Consider the following 16,255-nt stretch of genomic DNA (forward strand, 5'->3'; position numbering starts at 1 on the left):
GCGCCAGGATTCGGGGACGGAGAAGCCGACGAGGGTCCAGGTGCCGTTCCAGTCGTGGTTGAGGGCGCCGTTGTGCCAGACGCGGTGTTCGCCGTCGTGCAGGACGGCGGTGGAGCGTGGGGTGAGGCCGAAGTACATGCGTCGGCCGGCGCGGTGGCGGGTGAGGAGGTCGCGTTTGACCATGCGGGTGAGGGTGGAGCGGACGGCTTCCTCGGAGACGCCGACGCGGGCGAAGACGTCGATGACGCTGCCGGAGAAGACGGCGATGTCGCGGTCGAGCACGTGGATGCCGAGGAAGCTCAGCATCAGCGACTGCGGTCTGACCTGCGCTTCCTGGGTCGGTGGAGCGCCACGGGAGATCACCGGGCGAGCGTGACCCGTGCCATCCATGGGCCCTCATCTCTCAACGTTAGGCAGAATCTTGACGGCCGACAGTGATAAGCCTAACTTCAAGGGAGGCGGTTCGAGCGCGGATCCACCAGAACCCGGACTCGTGGATCCGACTACCCAGACCACGCCACCGCAGGAGGTTGCCGAATCATGACGTTCGCGCGGAACCATTGGTACGTGGCGGCCTACGGCCGCGAGATCGGGCGCGAGCTGTTCGCCAGGACGATCCTGGGCGAGCCGCTGGTGTTCTACCGCAGCGAGGCCGGCGAGGTGGTGGCGTTGGCCGACCGGTGCGTGCACCGGCGCTACCCGCTCTCGGAGAGCAGGCTGGAAGGCGACACGATCGTCTGCGGCTACCACGGCTTCACCTACGACAAGGCGGGCAGCTGCGTGTTCGTGCCGGGGCAGGAGCGGATCCCGCGCACCGCGCGCGTGCCGTCCTACCCCGTGGTGGAGCAGGACTCGTTCGTCTGGGTGTGGATCGGCGAGCGCGACCGCGCCGACGAGTCGCTGATCCCCCGCGCGCCGTGGCTCGCCGACCCCGCCTACACCACGGTGTCCGGGATGGAGCCGTTGGCGGCGCGGTACGAGCTGCTGGTGGACAACCTGATGGACCTGTCGCACGAGACCTACCTGCACGGCGGCTACATCGGCACGCCCGAGGTGGCCAACACGCCGATCACCACCGAGGTGGACGAGGACAACAGGATCATCTACGTCAGCCGGCACATGGCCGACGCCGCGTGCCCGCCGTTCTACGCCAAGTCGACCGGGATCGACGGCCGGATCACGCGCTGGCAGGACATCGAGTACCACCCGCCGTGCCTGTACCTGTTGCACAGCCGCGTCGCGCCGGTGGGCGTGCTGCCCGAGGCCGACGGCTCGGACCCGAACGGCTTCCACGTCGAGGTCGTCTACGCCATCACGCCGGAGACCGAGCACAGCACGCACGACTTCTGGGCCGTGGCAAGGGACTTCGCGCTGGACGACCAGGAGGTGTCGGACTTCCTGCGGGACAGCAACCGCACGGTGGTCCTCCAGGACGTCACCGCGCTGGACATCCTGGAGCGCGTGATCCAGGGCGAGCCGCGCGACTACCAGGAACTGTCGATCAACATCGACACCGGCGGGCTGGCGGCCCGGCGCATCCTCAAGCGCATGGTGGCCGAAGCCGACGAACCCGCGAGGGCGGTCACGGCATGACCGACCGGGTCGCGATGCTGCGCGGCGCCACGGTCTACCGAATCCACTGGGAGCTGGGCACCGACGTGCTGGTGGGCGTGTGCCACTGCGGGGCCGAGCACGACTCGGAAGACCCGGTGGAGCTGTGGGACTGGCTGCTGGCCCACCCGGAGGGCCACGAACCGCCGCCGGCCGGGTCGCCTGCGCCGGTCGACCGGGAGCCGGTCGGCGCCGATGCCTGAACAGGAGCCCTGATGCCCGCGTCCACCGGGGTGGAGTTCGACGTCCTGGTGACGCGCAAGGAGGTCGTCGCCGACGGCGTCGTGCGGCTGACCCTGCGCCACCCGGACGGCGAACCGCTGCCCGCCTGGGAACCCGGCGCCCACGTGGACCTCGTGCTGGGGCCCGACCTCGTCCGCCAGTACTCGCTGTGCGGCGACCCGGCGGACCGCTCGGTGTTCCAGGTGGCGGTGCTGCACGAGCCCGCCGGCCGCGGCGGTTCGCGGCACGTGCACTCGACGCTCACCGAGGGGCGCACGGTGCGCGTTCGCGGGCCGCGCAACCAGTTCCCGCTGGTGGCGGCCGAACGCTACCTGTTCATCGCGGGTGGCATCGGCATCACGCCGATCGTGCCCATGATCGCGGCGGTCGAGGCTCGTGGCGCGTCGTGGCGGTTGCTGTACGGCGGGCGGACGCGGTCGTCCATGGCGTTCGCCGACGAACTGCGCGACCGGTTCGGCGACCGGGTGGTCGTGCGACCCCAGGACGAGACCGGGCTGCTGGACCTGGACTCGTTCCTGGCGCCGGACGCCGAGGTCTACTGCTGCGGGCCCGAACCGCTGCTCGCCGCCGTCGAACAGCGCTCACCCGCTCGGCTGCACGTCGAGCGCTTCACGCCCAAGGCCGTCGACGGCGAGCGCACGTCGTTCGAGGTGGAACTCGCGCGGTCGGGCCGGACGCTGGTGGTGCCGGCGGACAAGTCGATCCTGCACGCGGTGGAGGAAGCCGGGATCACCGTGCTGTCCTCGTGCCAGGAGGGCACCTGCGGCACGTGCGAGACGGGTGTGCTGGAAGGCGTTCCGGACCACCGGGACTCCGTGCTCAGCGCCGACGAGCAGGCCGTGTGCGACGTGATGATGATCTGCGTGTCGCGGTCGCGCGGCCCGCGACTGGTCCTCGACCTGTGAGAGGTGGGTGAACCCGCCGCGTCCAAGATCCCCCCGAACCACGCGGCACTCGCGAAAATTTCGCTACTCAGAGAGAACGTTGACCGGATCGCTCCCGGTACGCCACCATTCAAGGCCGAAGGCGTTCTTCTGGGAGCGCTCCCGGTCCGTAACACTGTCGTTCTGGATCGAGAAACTGTCGGCCAGGGTGGCGGCGTGATCCAAGGAGGATCTGTCCGTGCGCACTCATCACCAGCTCCGTCGGGGGGTGGCGGTCGCGGCGGCTCTGGCGCTGGCCGCCGTCGCCCTGACACCGCCCGCGGCACTGGCGGCTCCCGACGCCGGTCCCGCGGTCAAGGTCAACCAGGTGGCCTACGTGCCCGGCCTGCCCAAACAGGCCACGGTGGTCAACGGGTCGGGCTCACCGGTGGCGTGGACGCTGCGCAACGCGGCCGGGGCGACCGTGGCCTCGGGTCAGACCACCGTGCGCGGCGCGGACTCGTTGTCCGGTGACAACGTGCACGTCGCCGACTTCTCGTCGTTCGACGCGCCCGGCACGGGCTACGTGCTGTCGGTGGCGGGGACGAACAGCGCGCCGTTCGACATCTCGGCCGACCCGCTCAAGCGCCTGCGCTACGACGCCCTGGCGTTCTTCTACCACCAGCGCAGCGGCACGCCGATCCTGGCCGAGCACGTCGGCTCGCAGTACGCGCGCCCCGCCGGGCACCTCAACGCGTCCCCGAACCGGGGCGACAACGGGGTGCCGTGCCGGGTGTCGTGCGGCTACACGTCCGACGTGCGCGGCGGCTGGTACGACGCGGGCGACCACGGCAAGTACGGCGTGAACACCGGTATCGCCGCCTGGCAGCTGATCAACGAGTACGAGCGCACGCTGCACGTGAACGGCGCGGACCGGGCGGCCCTGGGCGACGGCAAGCTCGCGATCCCCGAGCGCGGCAACGGCGTGCCCGACATCCTCGACGAGGCCAGGTGGGGCGTCGAGTTCCTGCTGAAGATGCAGGTGCCGCAGGGGCGTGCGGACGCGGGCATGGTGCGGCACAAGGTCAGCGACGAGAACTGGACCGCCCTGCCGATGCGCCCGGACCAGGACCCGGAGCCGCGCCTGCTGTCGGCCGTCACGACCGCCGCCACCCTCAACCTCGCCGCCGTGGCCGCCCAGGCCGCCCGGGTGTGGAAGGACATCGACGCGGGCTTCGCCTCCCGCGCCCTGACCGCCGCGCAGCTCGCCTACACCGCGGCCAAGGCCAACCCGACGCGGTACGCCGACGCCAACGACGGCAACGGCGGCGGCACGTACGTCGACAACAACGTCACCGACGAGTTCTTCTGGGCCGCGGCGGAGCTGTTCACCACCACCGGCGCCGGCAACTACCGCGCCGATGTGACCGGGTCGTCGTTCTTCCGGGGCAGGGGGTTCGACCAGGGCGGGTTCGACTGGTGGTGGACCGCGGGACTGGGTGACACGACGTTGGCGCTGGTGCCCAACGGGTTGTCGGCCTCGGACGTGTCGGCCACCCGCGCGGCGTTCGCCTCCTACGGCGACCGGCTGCTCAACCAGGCGGCGACGCAGGGCTACCCGGCGCCGGCGAGCGGCTACTACTGGGGTTCCAACGGCGTGGTCGCCAACGCGGCGAACGTGCTGGCGCTCGCGCACGACTTCACCGGCCAGGCCAAGTACCGGACCGGGGTGTACCAGGCGCTGGACTACCTGTTCGGGCGCAACCCGTTCAACCACTCCTACGTGACGGGGTACGGCGAGCGCGCCACCCGCAACTCCCACCACCGCTTCTGGGCCAACCAGCTGAACCCGTCGCTGCCGATCCCGCCGGCGGGGTTGCTGGCGGGCGGCCCCAACGTCGACCTGCAGGACCCGGTGGCGCAGCAGCAGTTGGCGGGCTGCAAGCCGCAGAAGTGCTACCTGGACGACATCAACGCCTGGTCGGTCAACGAGGTGGCGTTGAACTGGAACTCCGCGCTGGCGTGGCTGTCGGCGTGGGCGGCGGAGAAGGCGGGGCCGGGCTCCCCGGCGGACACGACCGCTCCGAGCACGCCGTCGGGCCTGACCGCGTCGGCGTCGGGCGGCGCGGTGACGCTGTCGTGGGCCGCCTCGACCGACGACGTGGGCGTGACCGGCTACGACGTCCTGCGCGCCACCGGCACGTCCGGGTCGTTCACGCAGGTCGCCACGGCGTCGGGCACGTCCCACACCGACAGCGGCCTCGGCGCGGGCACCTACCGGTACCAGGTGCGGGCACGGGACGCGGCGGGCAACACGTCACCCGTGTCGTCGGCGGTCCCGGTGACCGTGCCGGGCGGCGGTGCCGGCTGCACGGTCGCCGCCACGGTCCAGAGCCAGTGGGGCACCGGCTACGTCGTGCAACCGGTGCGGGTCACCAACACCGGGACGTCGACGATCACTTGGGTCGTGACGTTCACCCTGCCGTCCGGGCACTCGATCCCCGGGTCGTGGAACGCGACGGTGATCACCAACGGCCAGACCGTGACCGCGCGGGCCATCCGCCCGCTGGAACCGGGGGCGACGGCCGAGTTCGGCTTCCAGGCGTCACGCCCCAACGGCAACAGCGCGATGCCGTCCGGCTACACCTGCGCGGGCTGACCCCCGTCACGGCGGCGGCGCGGTGCTGCCCCGGACGACGAGCTTCGTCGGCAACTCGACGCGGTCGTTGTCCGGCTCACCGCCCGCCGCCAGGGTCAGCAGCATCCCGGCGGCCTCCGCGCCCATCCGCCGCAACGGCTGCCGCACGGTGGTCAGCGGGGGATCGGACCACTGGGTGAACGCCAGGTCGTCGAAGCCGACGACGCTCAGGTCGTGCGGGACGCGCAGCCCCGCCTCGCGCGCGGCGTCGTAGACACCGAGGGCCTGCAGGTCGTTGGCGGCGAAGACGGCGGTGGGCCGGTCGGGCAGGCGCAGCAGCTCGCGCGCGGCGTCACGGCCGCCGTCGTGGTAGAACGGCGCGGTCCGCACGAGCTTGCGGTCCTGCGGCACGCCGGCGGCGTCGAGGGCGGCGCGGTAGCCGTCCAGGCGGGCGCGGCAGCACAGGAACTCGGACGGGCCGTTGACCATGGCGATGCGGCGGTGGCCGAGCCCGACCAGGTGCCGGGTGGCGACCAGGCCGCCGTTCCAGTTCGTCGCGCCGACCGACGGGATCGGGTGGGTCGGCTCGCCGGTGGGGTCGAGCGCGACCAGCGGGATGGCGCGGCTGCCGAGCTGGGCCAGCTGGGCCTCGCTGAACTCGGCGGAGACCGCGATGACCCCGACCGGCCGGCGGGCCAGCATCTGCCGCGCCCACGCGCTCTCCGGGGTGTGACCGCCCTGCATCTCGGTCAGCGTCACCGCCAGCCCGTCCGGGCGGACCGCCTCCTCGACACCGCGGATGATCTCCAACGCCCACAGGCTGTCCAACGACTGGAAGACCACCTCGACGATCGGCACCGCCTCGGTCTTCTCGTTCTTCTGGAAGCCGTGCTCGCGGATCAGCTCCTCGATGCGCCTGCGCGTGCCGTCGGACACCCCGGGCCGCCCGTGGATCACCTTCGACACGGTCGAGGCGGACACCCCGGCCAGGTCCGCGATCCGGGAAACCCGCACCTCACCGCCCGCGCGCCCATCCACAGCCACGGAGCGAAGCCTACGCGAACCGGTGCGGGCGGCTGGTCGTCGGCGCGACCAGCGGTTACCTCGTAGGCTGTCCCACCGGTGAGGGACAGGAGTCGAGATGGCCGGGACGACGGTGGCCGAGGTGATGGCCGAGCTGTCCGCGCTCGAAGACCCGCGGGCGCGCGAGGTGAACGAGAAGCACGGCGACGACCACGGCGTGAACCTCGGCAAGCTGCGCGCGCTCGCGAAGCGGCTGAAGACGCAGCAGGACCTGGCGCGCCGGCTGTGGGAGACCGGCGACACCGCGGCGAGGCTGCTGGCGATCCTGGTCTGCCGCCCGAAGGCGTTCGAGCGCGACGAGCTGGACGCCATGCTGCGCGAGGCGCGCACGCCCAAGGTGCACGACTGGCTGGTGAACTACGTGGTGAAGAAGCACCCGTGCGCCGAAGAGCTGCGGGTCGCCTGGTCCGCCGACCCGGACCCGGTAGTGGCGAGCGCGGGCTGGGCGCTGACCACCGAACGCGTGGCGAAGAAGCCCGAGGGCCCCGACCTCGCGGCGCTGCTCGACGTCATCGAGGCCGAGATGCGCGACGCCCCCGACCGCCTGCAGTGGGCGATGAACCACTGCCTGGCCCAGATCGGGATCGACCACCCGGAGCACCGCGCCCGCGCGATCGACATCGGCGAGCGCCTGGAGGTGCTCAAGGACTACCCCACTCCGCCGAACTGCACGTCGCCGTTCGCGCCAGTCTGGATCGCCGAGATGGTGCGCCGACAGCACGACCAATAGGCGACGACGCCCGCGCCGGGCGGGCACGTGCCCGCGTGACTTCGTGCGCGGTGTTGACCGGTGCTCGCGGACCTCGGCAGACTTGCGCGGTGATCGGCGGGGACTCACCCGGGAGCGTGGATCTTCGTCACGGCCTCGCCGGATCCCTGACCGGCCCCTGACGGCCTTGGCGGGACCTCTACAAGGAGAGCCTCTCGTGGGTAGCTCACTGCGCTGCACGGTTATCGTCCCGACCTACAACAGGAGACGGCTGCTCGAACTCACGCTCGACTCGCTCGCCAAGCAGGACCTGCCCCGGGACCGGTTCGAGGTGCTGGTCGTCGACGACGGCTCCAGCGACGGCACGGCGGACGCGGTGCGGGGCTTCGAGGACCGGTTGGACCTGCGGTACTTCTACCAGCCCGACGAGGGCTACCGGGTGGCCAAGGCGCGCAACGTCGGCATCCGGCACGCCGGCGGCGACATCTGCGTCTTCGTCGACTCCGGCGTGCTGCTGCACTCCGGGAGCCTGAGCGCGCACGTCGCCGCGCACGACGCCGCCGCGGAACCGTTGGCGCTCAACGGTTACGTGTACTGCTTCAACCTCGACAACGAGGACGCCCAGCTGATCCGCAAGGTCGTCGACGTCGAGGACGTCGACGGCTCCATCGCCACCATGGCGCGCACGCAGGCGTGGCCGGACGTGCGGGAACCGTTCTACGCCAAGTACTCCGACGACTTCGGCCACCTCCCCGCGCCGTGGCTGATGTACTGGACCTGCCACGCGTCGGCGCGGACGGAGCAGGTGCGCGCGATCGGCCTGTACGACGAGGAGTTCCGGCAGTGGGGCGGCGAGGACCTAGACCTCGCCTACCGGCTGCACCGCGACGGCGCCCGCTTCGGCGTGAGTCGCGAGGCGAGCGCCATCCACTACCCGCACGACAAGGACCACGGCGACAACACCAGGTCGGCCCTGGAGAACTACCGCTACATCGCGGAGAAGTACCGGACGCCGATCACCCGGCTGCTCATCGAGCAACCCGCGATCCGATTCTCGGTGTTCAACGACGTCGTCGAGGAACGCGGACTGCCCCGCTGCGCCGACTACCCGACCGCCGGGTAGGTGGCGGGCGTGGGGAACCTGGTCGGCGTCGCGCGCGAGCAGTTCGCGGCACGGCGGGCCATCGTTCGGCTGCTGCCCGGCGCGGGCCGCGGGCTCGTCACCGCCCTGGTCGGGGTCAACCTCCTGCTCGGGTGCCTGCCGGTGGTGTTCACGGTGGCCACCGCGATGGTGCTCGGCCGGGTGCCGGCGGCCGTCGACGCGGGGTTGGCCTCCGGCGCGTGGGAGTCGCTGGTCGCGGTGTTCGGCGTCGCGGCGGGCGCGTTCGTGGCCAGGCAGCTGATCTCCCCGGTGGAGCGGGCCATGGGGGAGCTGGTGACGCGCCGCATCGACGGCCGGGTGTTCGACGAGCTGATGGCCGCTTCGCTGCGCAGCCCCGGCCTCGGGCCGCTGGAGGACCAGCGGGCCCTCGACGCGCTCCGAACGGCCGCGCGGGAGGTGGAGTTCGGCGTGCAGAGCCCCGGCCGGGCGGCCACCGGCCTGCTCGCGCTGATCGCGCGGTACACCGAACTGACCGGCTGCGCCGTCGCGGTGGGCGTGGTGTTCTCGTGGCCGGCCGCGGCGGCGCTGGTCTCCACCGTGCTGCTGTTCCGGCACGGCCAGCGCGGCGGGCTGCGGCGTTACGCCAGGACGCGGGCCCGGCTGGCCGCCGACCAGCGCGAGATCGACTACCTGCGCGAGCTGGCCGGCGGAGCCGCCGCGGGCAAGGAGATCCGGGTCTTCGGCCTGGCCGGCTGGCTGCGGCAACGCCTGCGCGACACCTACCTCCGCTTCCTCGAACCCCTCTGGGCCGAACGCCGCGGCATCTACCTGTGGCCGTTCGTCTGGTTCTCGATCGCCGCCCTCACGGTCTCGGGCGCGGTGTTCGCGGTGGTCGGCGCGACGGCGCGCGAGCTGACGCTCACCGGGTTCGTCCTCGTCGTGACGGCGACGCTGGGCCTGCTGCGGCTGGCCGAGCACTACCCGGAGGCGGACCTGCCGACCGCGATCGGCATGAGGGCCTACGACGCGGTGCGGCGGTTCGCCGACCACGTGGACGCCCACGACGGAGACCCCGGCCCCGTGCGGCGGCCGACCGTGCCCGAGCCAGTCGGCGTCATCCGGTTCGAGCAGGTGGGCTTCGGCTACCCCGGCCAGGAGCGCATGATCTTCGACGGGCTGGACCTGACGATCCCCGTCGGCCGCTGCACGGCGATCGTCGGCGTGAACGGCGCGGGCAAGACCACGCTCGTCAAGCTGCTCGCCCGGCTGTACGAGCCGACCGCGGGCCGGATCACGCTGGAGGGCGTCGACATCCGCGCGTTCCCGGTCGACGAGTGGCGCGCCCGGCTCAGCGTGATCTTCCAGGACTTCGTGCGGTACGAGTCGTCCGTCGCGGACAACGTCGGGCTCGGCGCCGTCGGCTTCCTCGACGACCGGGAGACGATCCGCGAGGTGGTCGACTCGGTGGGCCTCGCGGAGGCCGTGGCCCGGCTGCCCCTCGGGCTCGACACGCCGTTGGCGCGGCACCTCACCGGCGGAGCGGAGCTGTCCGGCGGCCAGTGGCAGCGCGTCGCGCTGGCGAGGGCGTTGTTCGCGCTGCGCCACGGCGCGCGGGTCGTGGTGCTGGACGAACCGACGGCGAGCCTGGACGTGCGCGCGGAGACCGGATTCTTCGAGGAGTTCACCGGCCTCGCCGAGGGCGCCACCACCCTGCTGATCTCCCACCGGTTCTCGACCGTGCGGCACGCCGACCGCATCGTCGTGCTGGAGCACGGCCGGGTCACCGAGCAGGGCGGCCACGCGGAGCTGCTGGCCCTCGACGGGCGTTACGCGGCGCTGTTCCGGTTGCAGGCCGACCGGTTCGCGGACGCGGTCGGGGGAGCGGCGGGGTGAAGGTGCTCCTGTCCGGCGCGTGGACGATGATCGCGACGGCGTGGCGGTTGAACCGGCGCAAGACCGCGCTGGCGGTGGTCCTGATGACGGCCGGCGCCGTCGCCGCGCCGCTGCTGGCCGCCGCGCTCGGGTGGATGACCCGCGAGGTGGTCGCGGGCGTCCCGGCACGAGCGGTGCTCGCCGGCGTGACCGTGGCGGTGCTGGCGGTGCTGGCGCTGGCCCTCGGGCACTTCGCCCACCTGGCCTACTACGAGCTCTCCGAGCTGGCCGAGCTGGACTTCGACGAGCGCGTGATCGAGGTGTCGAACGGCTCGGCAGGCATCGAGCACCACGAACGGGCCGAGGACGCCGACACGTGGACCGTGCTGCGGCAGGAGGGCAGGCAGTTCCGGACCGGTCTCGAAGCGCTGCTCAACGGTGTCGGCCTCGTCCTCGCCGTGGTGCTCACCGCGGTCCTGCTGGCCGTGCAGAACCCGTTGCTGCTCCTGCTCCCGGTCGCCGCCGTGCCGCCCCTGCTCGCCGGTCGCGCCGCCGAACGGGTGCTCGACCGGGCCAGGACCGCGACCGCCGAGTCGACCAGGGCCGCGCTCAACCTGTTCCACCTGGCCACGTCCGCCCGACTGGCCGGCGAGCTGCGGGTGTCCGGGGTACAGGACGAACTGCGGGCCAGGCACCACCGGCTGTGGGAGAAGACGACGAATGGCTTGTGGCGGGCACACCTGACCGCGACGTGGATACGCGCGGCGGGCCAGGTCGTCTTCGCGCTCGCGTACATCGCGGGCGTGCTGCTGGTGGTGCGGGACGCGATAGCCGGCCGGCGTGGCGTCGGCGACGTCGTGCTGGTGATCGTGCTCGCCGCCCAGGTCAACCAGCAGGTCGCCACGGCCGTCACGCTCTTGCAGGACCTGCAGCGGATGGCGGGCGCGTACCGGCGCCTCACCGAGGTCGCCGCGTCGGTGACCGGGGCCGATCCGGCGCCTCCCCGCCACTCGCCGCCCGTGAGGCTGCACGACGGGATCGACCTCGCCGGGGTGGCGTTCACGTACCCGGGCACCGACGTCCCCGTGCTGCGCGAGGTCGACCTCCACCTGCCGGCCGGCGCGACGGTCGCGATCGTCGGCGAGAACGGCGCGGGCAAGTCGACCCTGGTCAAGTTGCTCTGCGGGTTCTACCGGCCGTCCGCGGGGCGGATCCTGGTCGACGGAGCGGACCTGGGCGACATGCCGGTGGACGAGTGGCGCACTCGGATCGCCGCCGGCTTCCAGGACTTCGTCCGGTACGAGTTCGCGGCGCAGCACGTGGTCGGCCTCGGCGACGTGCCCCGGCTGTCGTCGGAACCGGCCGTCCGCGCGGCGTTGGAGCGCGCCAACGCCACCGGGGTGCTGGACGACCTGCCCGACGGCCTGCGCACCCGGCTGGGCAAGAGCTACGCCGACGGCGCGGAGCTGTCCGGCGGCCAGTGGCAGAAGCTGGCGCTGGGCCGGGCCATGATGCGGGAGTCCCCGCTGCTCCTCGTCCTGGACGAGCCGACGTCGGCGTTGGACCCGGAGGCCGAGCACGTCCTGTTCCAGCGCTACGCCGACCACGCGAAACGGGTCGCCCACAGGACCGGCGGCATCACCGTCTTCGTGTCCCACCGGTTCTCCACGGTCCGCTCGGCCGACCTGATCATCGTGGTCGGCGACGGCCGGGTGGTGGAGACGGGCGACCACGCCACGCTCACCGCACGCGGGGGCCTGTACGCGGAGTTGTTCGCGCTCCAGGCGAAGGCGTACGGCTGAGCGGTGACCGACCGGATGAACTCGCACCGGTACAACGACCGCTGCGGCACGTGACGGCGAAGTCGTCGGCCGGACCCACCGTCCTCAAGCGACGGTGACCGTCCGTGATCACTCGGAAGTGCGGGCCAGTCACGCTCGCGGGGGATCGACGCCCGTAACACCACGGTGAAAGCTGTGCCCTTCACCAGCCACCAAAGGGAGCTGATCAAGGGCATGCTGATGGCGACGCTCTCTGAGTACCGCGTACGTCCAGGTCGGCTCAGGGAGTGGTCCCTGGATGCGGCGTCCTTTCAGGAGGCGGCGAGGTCGGTCGAGCACGGCACGCCTCTGTCGTACAACCAGGAATGGCACCTGAAGTACGTCTCCGCGCTCGCCGGCCGCGGAGACGTCCTTCCACTGTGGATGGGCTTCCGGTTCGAGCTGGCCGGGCCGTTGGACGTCGAGGCGTTCCGCGAGACGCTGCGGGCGTGGGCCGAGCGGCACGAGACGTTGCGCAGCGGGTTCCGCGTGGCGAGCGCCGGGACGGAGCGGTTCACCGTCGACCCGGACGCGGTGTCCGTGCGGGACGTCGTCGTGGGCGACTTCGCGAGCGGTGACGACCTCGCCGGTTGTCTCCAGGATCGGCTCGACGACGCGACGGGCGCGTTCCGCTGGCCCAGCTACGTGGTGGAGACGGTGGAGCGCGCGGACTCCACGACGGTGATCGTGGGGCTGGACCACGCGCACACCGACGGGTTCTCCGTCATGACCGCCGTCGGCGAGTGGCAGGAGCTGTACGCCGCCGTGGTCGCGGAGCGCCCGGTCGAGCACCAGGACGTCGGCAGCTACGTGGACTTCGGCGTGGCCGAGCGGGCCGCCGCCGAGCTGGTCGACGCCGACCACCCGGCCGTCGGGCACTGGGGTCGGTTCCTCGCGGCCGGCGGCGAGCGGCTGCAGCGGTTCCCGCTCGACCTCGGCGTGGCGGACGGAGCCGTGCTGCCGCACGCGAAGCAGGACGTGCGGCTGCTGGACGCGTCCGAGGCCGACGCGGTCGAGGACGCCTGCCGCGACGTGGGCGGCGGGTTCCTCGCCGGTCTGCTCACCGCCTTGGCGGTCGTCACCCACGAGATCACGGGCGAGCCGGTCTACCGGACCGTGATGCCGGCGACGACCCGCACCGGTCGGGAGTGGCTGCGGTCGATGGGCTGGTACATCGGCGTGGGCCCGATCGAGTTCGACGTGGGCGCGGCGGACAGCTTCCTCGGCGTGGTGCCGGGCGCGCACCGGGCCGCGAGGACCGCGCTGCGCCTGAGCCGCGTGCCGATCGCGAAGGTCGCGGAAGTCCTCGGGATCGACCGCGAGCTGGAGCGCCGGATGCCCGAGGTGTTCCCGTTCGTGTCGTTCGCCGACATGCGCGCGGTACCGGGTTTCCAGCGGTGGTCCGAATGGGACGCCCGGCCCCTGGTCCGGATCGGGACCAGCGGCAGCAAGGTGAACATCTGGACCCATCGGACGTACGAGGGGTTGTGGCTGACGGCGCGCTATCCCGACACCGAGGCGGCCGGCGCGAGCGTCGCCTGCTACCTCGACCGGGTGCGGGACGTGCTCCACAGCGTGGTGAAGACCGGTGACTACCTGATGAGGACAGAGGGAGAGACGGTATGAGTTCCGCCAAGGCGGTCGTGGGTTCCATCCTGACGGGCGAGTTCAGGATTCGCCCCGAGGACATGAAACCCGGCGCGACGCTGGCCGACCTGAACATCGACTCGCTGACCGTGGTCGAGCTGATCGAGGCGGTGGGCCAGGAACTCGGCGTCCGGATCAGCGAGCACGAGGTCACCCAGTGGCACACGATCCCGGACTTGGTGGCCACGGTGGAGGCGAAGCTCGCGCAGCGGTCCGCGGAACCCGGCCGGTGACGTCGAACCACGCCCGAGGGCGGCGTCAACCGGTGACGTAGGCCGGTGCACCTGCCCGGCGTCGATTTCCCCGCGGGCATTGACCGCCACGTTTCGAATTCCCATTCCGTCGTATTGCGGTCATTGTGTCCGACTGGACCTGAAACCACCCTGAAGTTCCCTGAAGGCGATTTCAGGACAACCCCGTCGGCGGTGCGGCATAGTTGCCGGCATGCGGGTTCTGGTGGTGGAGGACGATCGGCGCATGGCCGGTCTGCTCGTGCGTGGACTGACCGCGGAGAATTTCGTCGTCGACGTGGAGCACGACGGTCGGGACGGGTTGTGGCGGGCGACCGAACACGCGTATGACGTGATCGTGCTGGACGTGATGCTGCCGGGTTTGAACGGCTATCGGGTGTGCGCGCAATTGCGGTCCGCGGGGAATTGGACGCCGATCCTGATGCTCACCGCCAAGGACGGCGAGCTGGACGAGACCGAAGGGCTGGACACCGGCGCGGACGACTACCTCACCAAGCCGTTCTCCTACCTGGTGCTGGTGGCCCGGTTGCGGGCGTTGGCGCGGCGGGGCGGCACGCCGCGGCCCGCGGTGCTGCGGCTGGGTGACCTGGAGCTGGACCCGGCCGCCCGGACCTGCCGCCGCGGTGACACGCCGATCGGCCTCACCGTCAAGGAGTTCGCGGTGCTGGAGTTCCTGCTGCGCCGCCGTGACCAGGTGGTGACGAAGGCCGAGATCATCGCCGGCGTGTGGGACGAGGCCCGCGACCCCGAGCCGAACCTGGTCGAGGTCTACGTCAGCGCGCTGCGCCGCAAGATCGACGCCCCGTTCCGCCGGCACACCATCACCACCGTCCGCGGCCTCGGGTACCGCGTGGACGGTCGCGAAGGGACGTCCACGTGAACCGCCGTTCGCTGCGCACGCGGATCACCCTGATCGCCACCGCGGTGGTCGCCGTGCCGGTGGTCGCGGTGGCGGCGCTCGCCGCCGTCTCCCTCAAGGACCAGGCCATGGCCTTGGAGGCCGCGCCGTCCCGGGTCACGGTCATGTGCGTCGGCGCGTTCTCCGAACCGAACGGCGCGACGAAGGAACCCGGGCAGGTTCGGCGGGAACCGGTCCACCACCGGCAGTGCGTCGATGACGTCAGCCGGGTGGAAATGGGTCCGCTGAAGGTCCGGGACCTCACCACGGGCGCCATCACGGAGTCGAACGGGACCATCTACCTCAGCGCGACCTACAGCGATGTCGTGTCCATACCGCAGTTGTCGTTGTGGCCCTTCACGGATCCCTACGCCATCAGTCACGTGAAAGTGCTGGCTTCGGACGGCGCGCTCGGCCCGATGCCGCTGCCGGACACCATCGAGCGCGTCGACCCCAAGGCCCTCGACGACGTGAGAACGGACATGCCACCCGAGACCAGGGAGTTGCGGGAACGGCTCGCGCAGACTCAGCGGTCCCTCAACGCCCGGGTGCTCCAACTGGTGGGCGGCGCGCTGCTGTTGATCGCGTTGTTCGCCGTGGTGGTGTGGGTGGCGACGGGTCGGGTGTTGCGGCCCGTGGTGGCGATCCGCCGCGAGATGGCCGACATCACCGAGCACGACCTGAGCCGCCGCGTGCCGGTGCCCCGCGGTCGGCACGAGATCGCCGAGCTGGCCACCGCGGTCAACGCCACGCTGGACCGGTTGGAGGTCGCCGTGGAGGACAACCGGCGCTTCGTCGCCGACGCCTCCCACGAACTGCGCAGCCCCATCGCGGCACTGCGCGCCGAGCTGGAGATCGCCACCGCGCACCCCGGCCTGACCGACTGGCCCGCCGTCGTCGACGCCGCGCTGGCCGACACCCACCGCCTGCAACACCTGGCCACCGACCTGCTCCTGCTCGCCCGCCTCGACCACACCACGACCGAGGGCGACGCCGTCGTCGACGTCACCGCGCTCGTCCGCGACCACACGGCAGACCGCCGCACCGGGCACGCGCTGACCGTCGACCTGCCCGACCGGCCTGCTCCGGTGCGCGGCCGGCGCGCCCTGCTCGACCGCCTGCTGGGCAACCTGCTCGACAACGCCGAACTCCACGCCGCCACCGGGATCACCGTCCGCCTGACCACCACGGCGCACCACGTGATCCTCGAAGTGCTCGACGACGGACCCGGCATCCCACCCGAAGACCGCGACCGCGTCTTCGACCGCTTCACCCGCCTCGACCGCGCCCGCACCCGCGACACGGGCGGCACCGGGCTCGGCCTGGCCATCGCCCGCCGCATCGCCACCACCCACGCGGGCACCCTCGATGCCGCCGACCCGGACACGGGCGGGGCACGGCTCGTGGCCACCCTGCCGCTGGCGACCGGCGCGGGTCACCCGGCCAGTCCGTGACGGCTCAGGCGCACGGCAGGCCGTAATCCAGGCTGGCCGATCACGGCCGACGGGTGGCTTGGAG

General features: G+C 71.8%; 13 protein-coding genes and 1 pseudogene. 12 read left to right on the forward strand and 2 right to left on the reverse strand.

Translation table 11 applies throughout. From position 1 onward, the window contains the following. A pseudogene (locus ADK67_RS16135) lies at positions 1–363 on the reverse strand (PaaX family transcriptional regulator C-terminal domain-containing protein); the annotation flags it as partial. 177 nt (positions 364–540) lie between these two features. On the opposite strand from ADK67_RS16135, the gene ADK67_RS16140 reads away from it, so the two are divergent. From ADK67_RS16140 to ADK67_RS16155, 4 genes are all read left to right on the forward strand, one after another. Continuing rightward, a complete protein-coding gene (locus tag ADK67_RS16140) occupies positions 541–1,593 on the forward strand; it encodes an aromatic ring-hydroxylating dioxygenase subunit alpha (protein ID WP_053717256.1) in 1,053 nt (350 codons plus the stop codon). Continuing rightward, on the forward strand, positions 1,590–1,814 hold the full coding sequence (locus ADK67_RS16145) for a hypothetical protein (protein ID WP_053717257.1): 225 nt from the start codon (positions 1,590–1,592) through the stop codon (positions 1,812–1,814). Before ADK67_RS16140 ends, ADK67_RS16145 begins: the two co-directional genes overlap by 4 nt. Positions 1,815–1,826: 12 nt before the next feature. Next, positions 1,827–2,759: a PDR/VanB family oxidoreductase gene (locus ADK67_RS16150; protein ID WP_053717258.1), complete on the forward strand. Its 933-nt coding sequence runs from the start codon at positions 1,827–1,829 to the stop codon at positions 2,757–2,759. Positions 2,760–2,976: 217 nt separating this feature from the next. Then, positions 2,977–5,376: a glycoside hydrolase family 9 protein gene (locus ADK67_RS16155; RefSeq protein WP_231648211.1), complete on the forward strand. Its 2,400-nt coding sequence runs from the start codon at positions 2,977–2,979 to the stop codon at positions 5,374–5,376. 6 nt (positions 5,377–5,382) lie between these two features. On the opposite strand, the gene ADK67_RS16160 is transcribed toward ADK67_RS16155, so the two are convergent. Then, positions 5,383–6,399: a LacI family DNA-binding transcriptional regulator gene (locus tag ADK67_RS16160; protein WP_231648212.1), complete on the reverse strand. Its 1,017-nt coding sequence runs from the start codon at positions 6,397–6,399 to the stop codon at positions 5,383–5,385. Between the two features lie 97 nt (positions 6,400–6,496). Between ADK67_RS16160 and ADK67_RS16165 the strand changes: the two genes are divergently transcribed. From ADK67_RS16165 to ADK67_RS16200, 8 genes are all read left to right on the forward strand, one after another. Beyond that, positions 6,497–7,168: a DNA alkylation repair protein gene (locus ADK67_RS16165; protein ID WP_053717261.1), complete on the forward strand. Its 672-nt coding sequence runs from the start codon at positions 6,497–6,499 to the stop codon at positions 7,166–7,168. 196 nt (positions 7,169–7,364) lie between these two features. Then, positions 7,365–8,270, forward strand: a complete 906-nt coding sequence (locus ADK67_RS16170) for a glycosyltransferase family 2 protein (protein ID WP_053717262.1) — start codon at positions 7,365–7,367, stop codon at positions 8,268–8,270. 9 nt (positions 8,271–8,279) lie between these two features. After that, positions 8,280–10,142 carry an ABC transporter ATP-binding protein gene (locus ADK67_RS16175; protein ID WP_053717334.1) on the forward strand — a complete coding sequence of 621 codons (1,863 nt, stop codon included), beginning with the start codon at positions 8,280–8,282 and terminating at the stop codon, positions 10,140–10,142. Further along, positions 10,139–11,923, forward strand: coding sequence for an ABC transporter ATP-binding protein (locus tag ADK67_RS16180; RefSeq protein ID WP_053717263.1), 1,785 nt, complete (start codon positions 10,139–10,141; stop codon positions 11,921–11,923). Before ADK67_RS16175 ends, ADK67_RS16180 begins: the two co-directional genes overlap by 4 nt. 174 nt (positions 11,924–12,097) lie before the next feature. After that, entirely contained in the window at positions 12,098–13,567 is a 1,470-nt protein-coding gene (locus tag ADK67_RS16185; protein ID WP_053717264.1) for a condensation domain-containing protein, read from the forward strand. After that, positions 13,564–13,821 carry an acyl carrier protein gene (locus ADK67_RS16190; protein WP_053717265.1) on the forward strand — a complete coding sequence of 86 codons (258 nt, stop codon included), beginning with the start codon at positions 13,564–13,566 and terminating at the stop codon, positions 13,819–13,821. The genes ADK67_RS16185 and ADK67_RS16190 overlap by 4 nt, the downstream gene beginning before the upstream one ends. A gap of 211 nt (positions 13,822–14,032) precedes the next feature. After that, positions 14,033–14,719, forward strand: coding sequence for a response regulator transcription factor (locus ADK67_RS16195; protein ID WP_053717266.1), 687 nt, complete (start codon positions 14,033–14,035; stop codon positions 14,717–14,719). Beyond that, positions 14,716–16,191 carry a sensor histidine kinase gene (locus ADK67_RS16200; RefSeq protein WP_053717267.1) on the forward strand — a complete coding sequence of 492 codons (1,476 nt, stop codon included), beginning with the start codon at positions 14,716–14,718 and terminating at the stop codon, positions 16,189–16,191. The genes ADK67_RS16195 and ADK67_RS16200 overlap by 4 nt, the downstream gene beginning before the upstream one ends. Positions 16,192–16,255: the final 64 nt, after the last annotated feature.

Source organism: Saccharothrix sp. NRRL B-16348 (assembly GCF_001280085.1).
Classification (GTDB): Bacteria; Actinomycetota; Actinomycetes; order Mycobacteriales; family Pseudonocardiaceae; genus Actinosynnema.

Coding starts and splice junctions, on each gene's coding strand:
- ADK67_RS16150 (WP_053717258.1), top strand. CDS start 1,827: ATGCCCGCGTCCACCGGGGTGGAGTTCGACGTCCTGGTGACGCGCAAG.
- ADK67_RS16195 (WP_053717266.1), top strand. CDS start 14,033: ATGCGGGTTCTGGTGGTGGAGGACGATCGGCGCATGGCCGGTCTGCTC.
- ADK67_RS16190 (WP_053717265.1), top strand. CDS start 13,564: ATGAGTTCCGCCAAGGCGGTCGTGGGTTCCATCCTGACGGGCGAGTTC.
- ADK67_RS16165 (WP_053717261.1), top strand. CDS start 6,497: ATGGCCGGGACGACGGTGGCCGAGGTGATGGCCGAGCTGTCCGCGCTC.
- ADK67_RS16140 (WP_053717256.1), top strand. CDS start 541: ATGACGTTCGCGCGGAACCATTGGTACGTGGCGGCCTACGGCCGCGAG.
- ADK67_RS16145 (WP_053717257.1), top strand. CDS start 1,590: ATGACCGACCGGGTCGCGATGCTGCGCGGCGCCACGGTCTACCGAATC.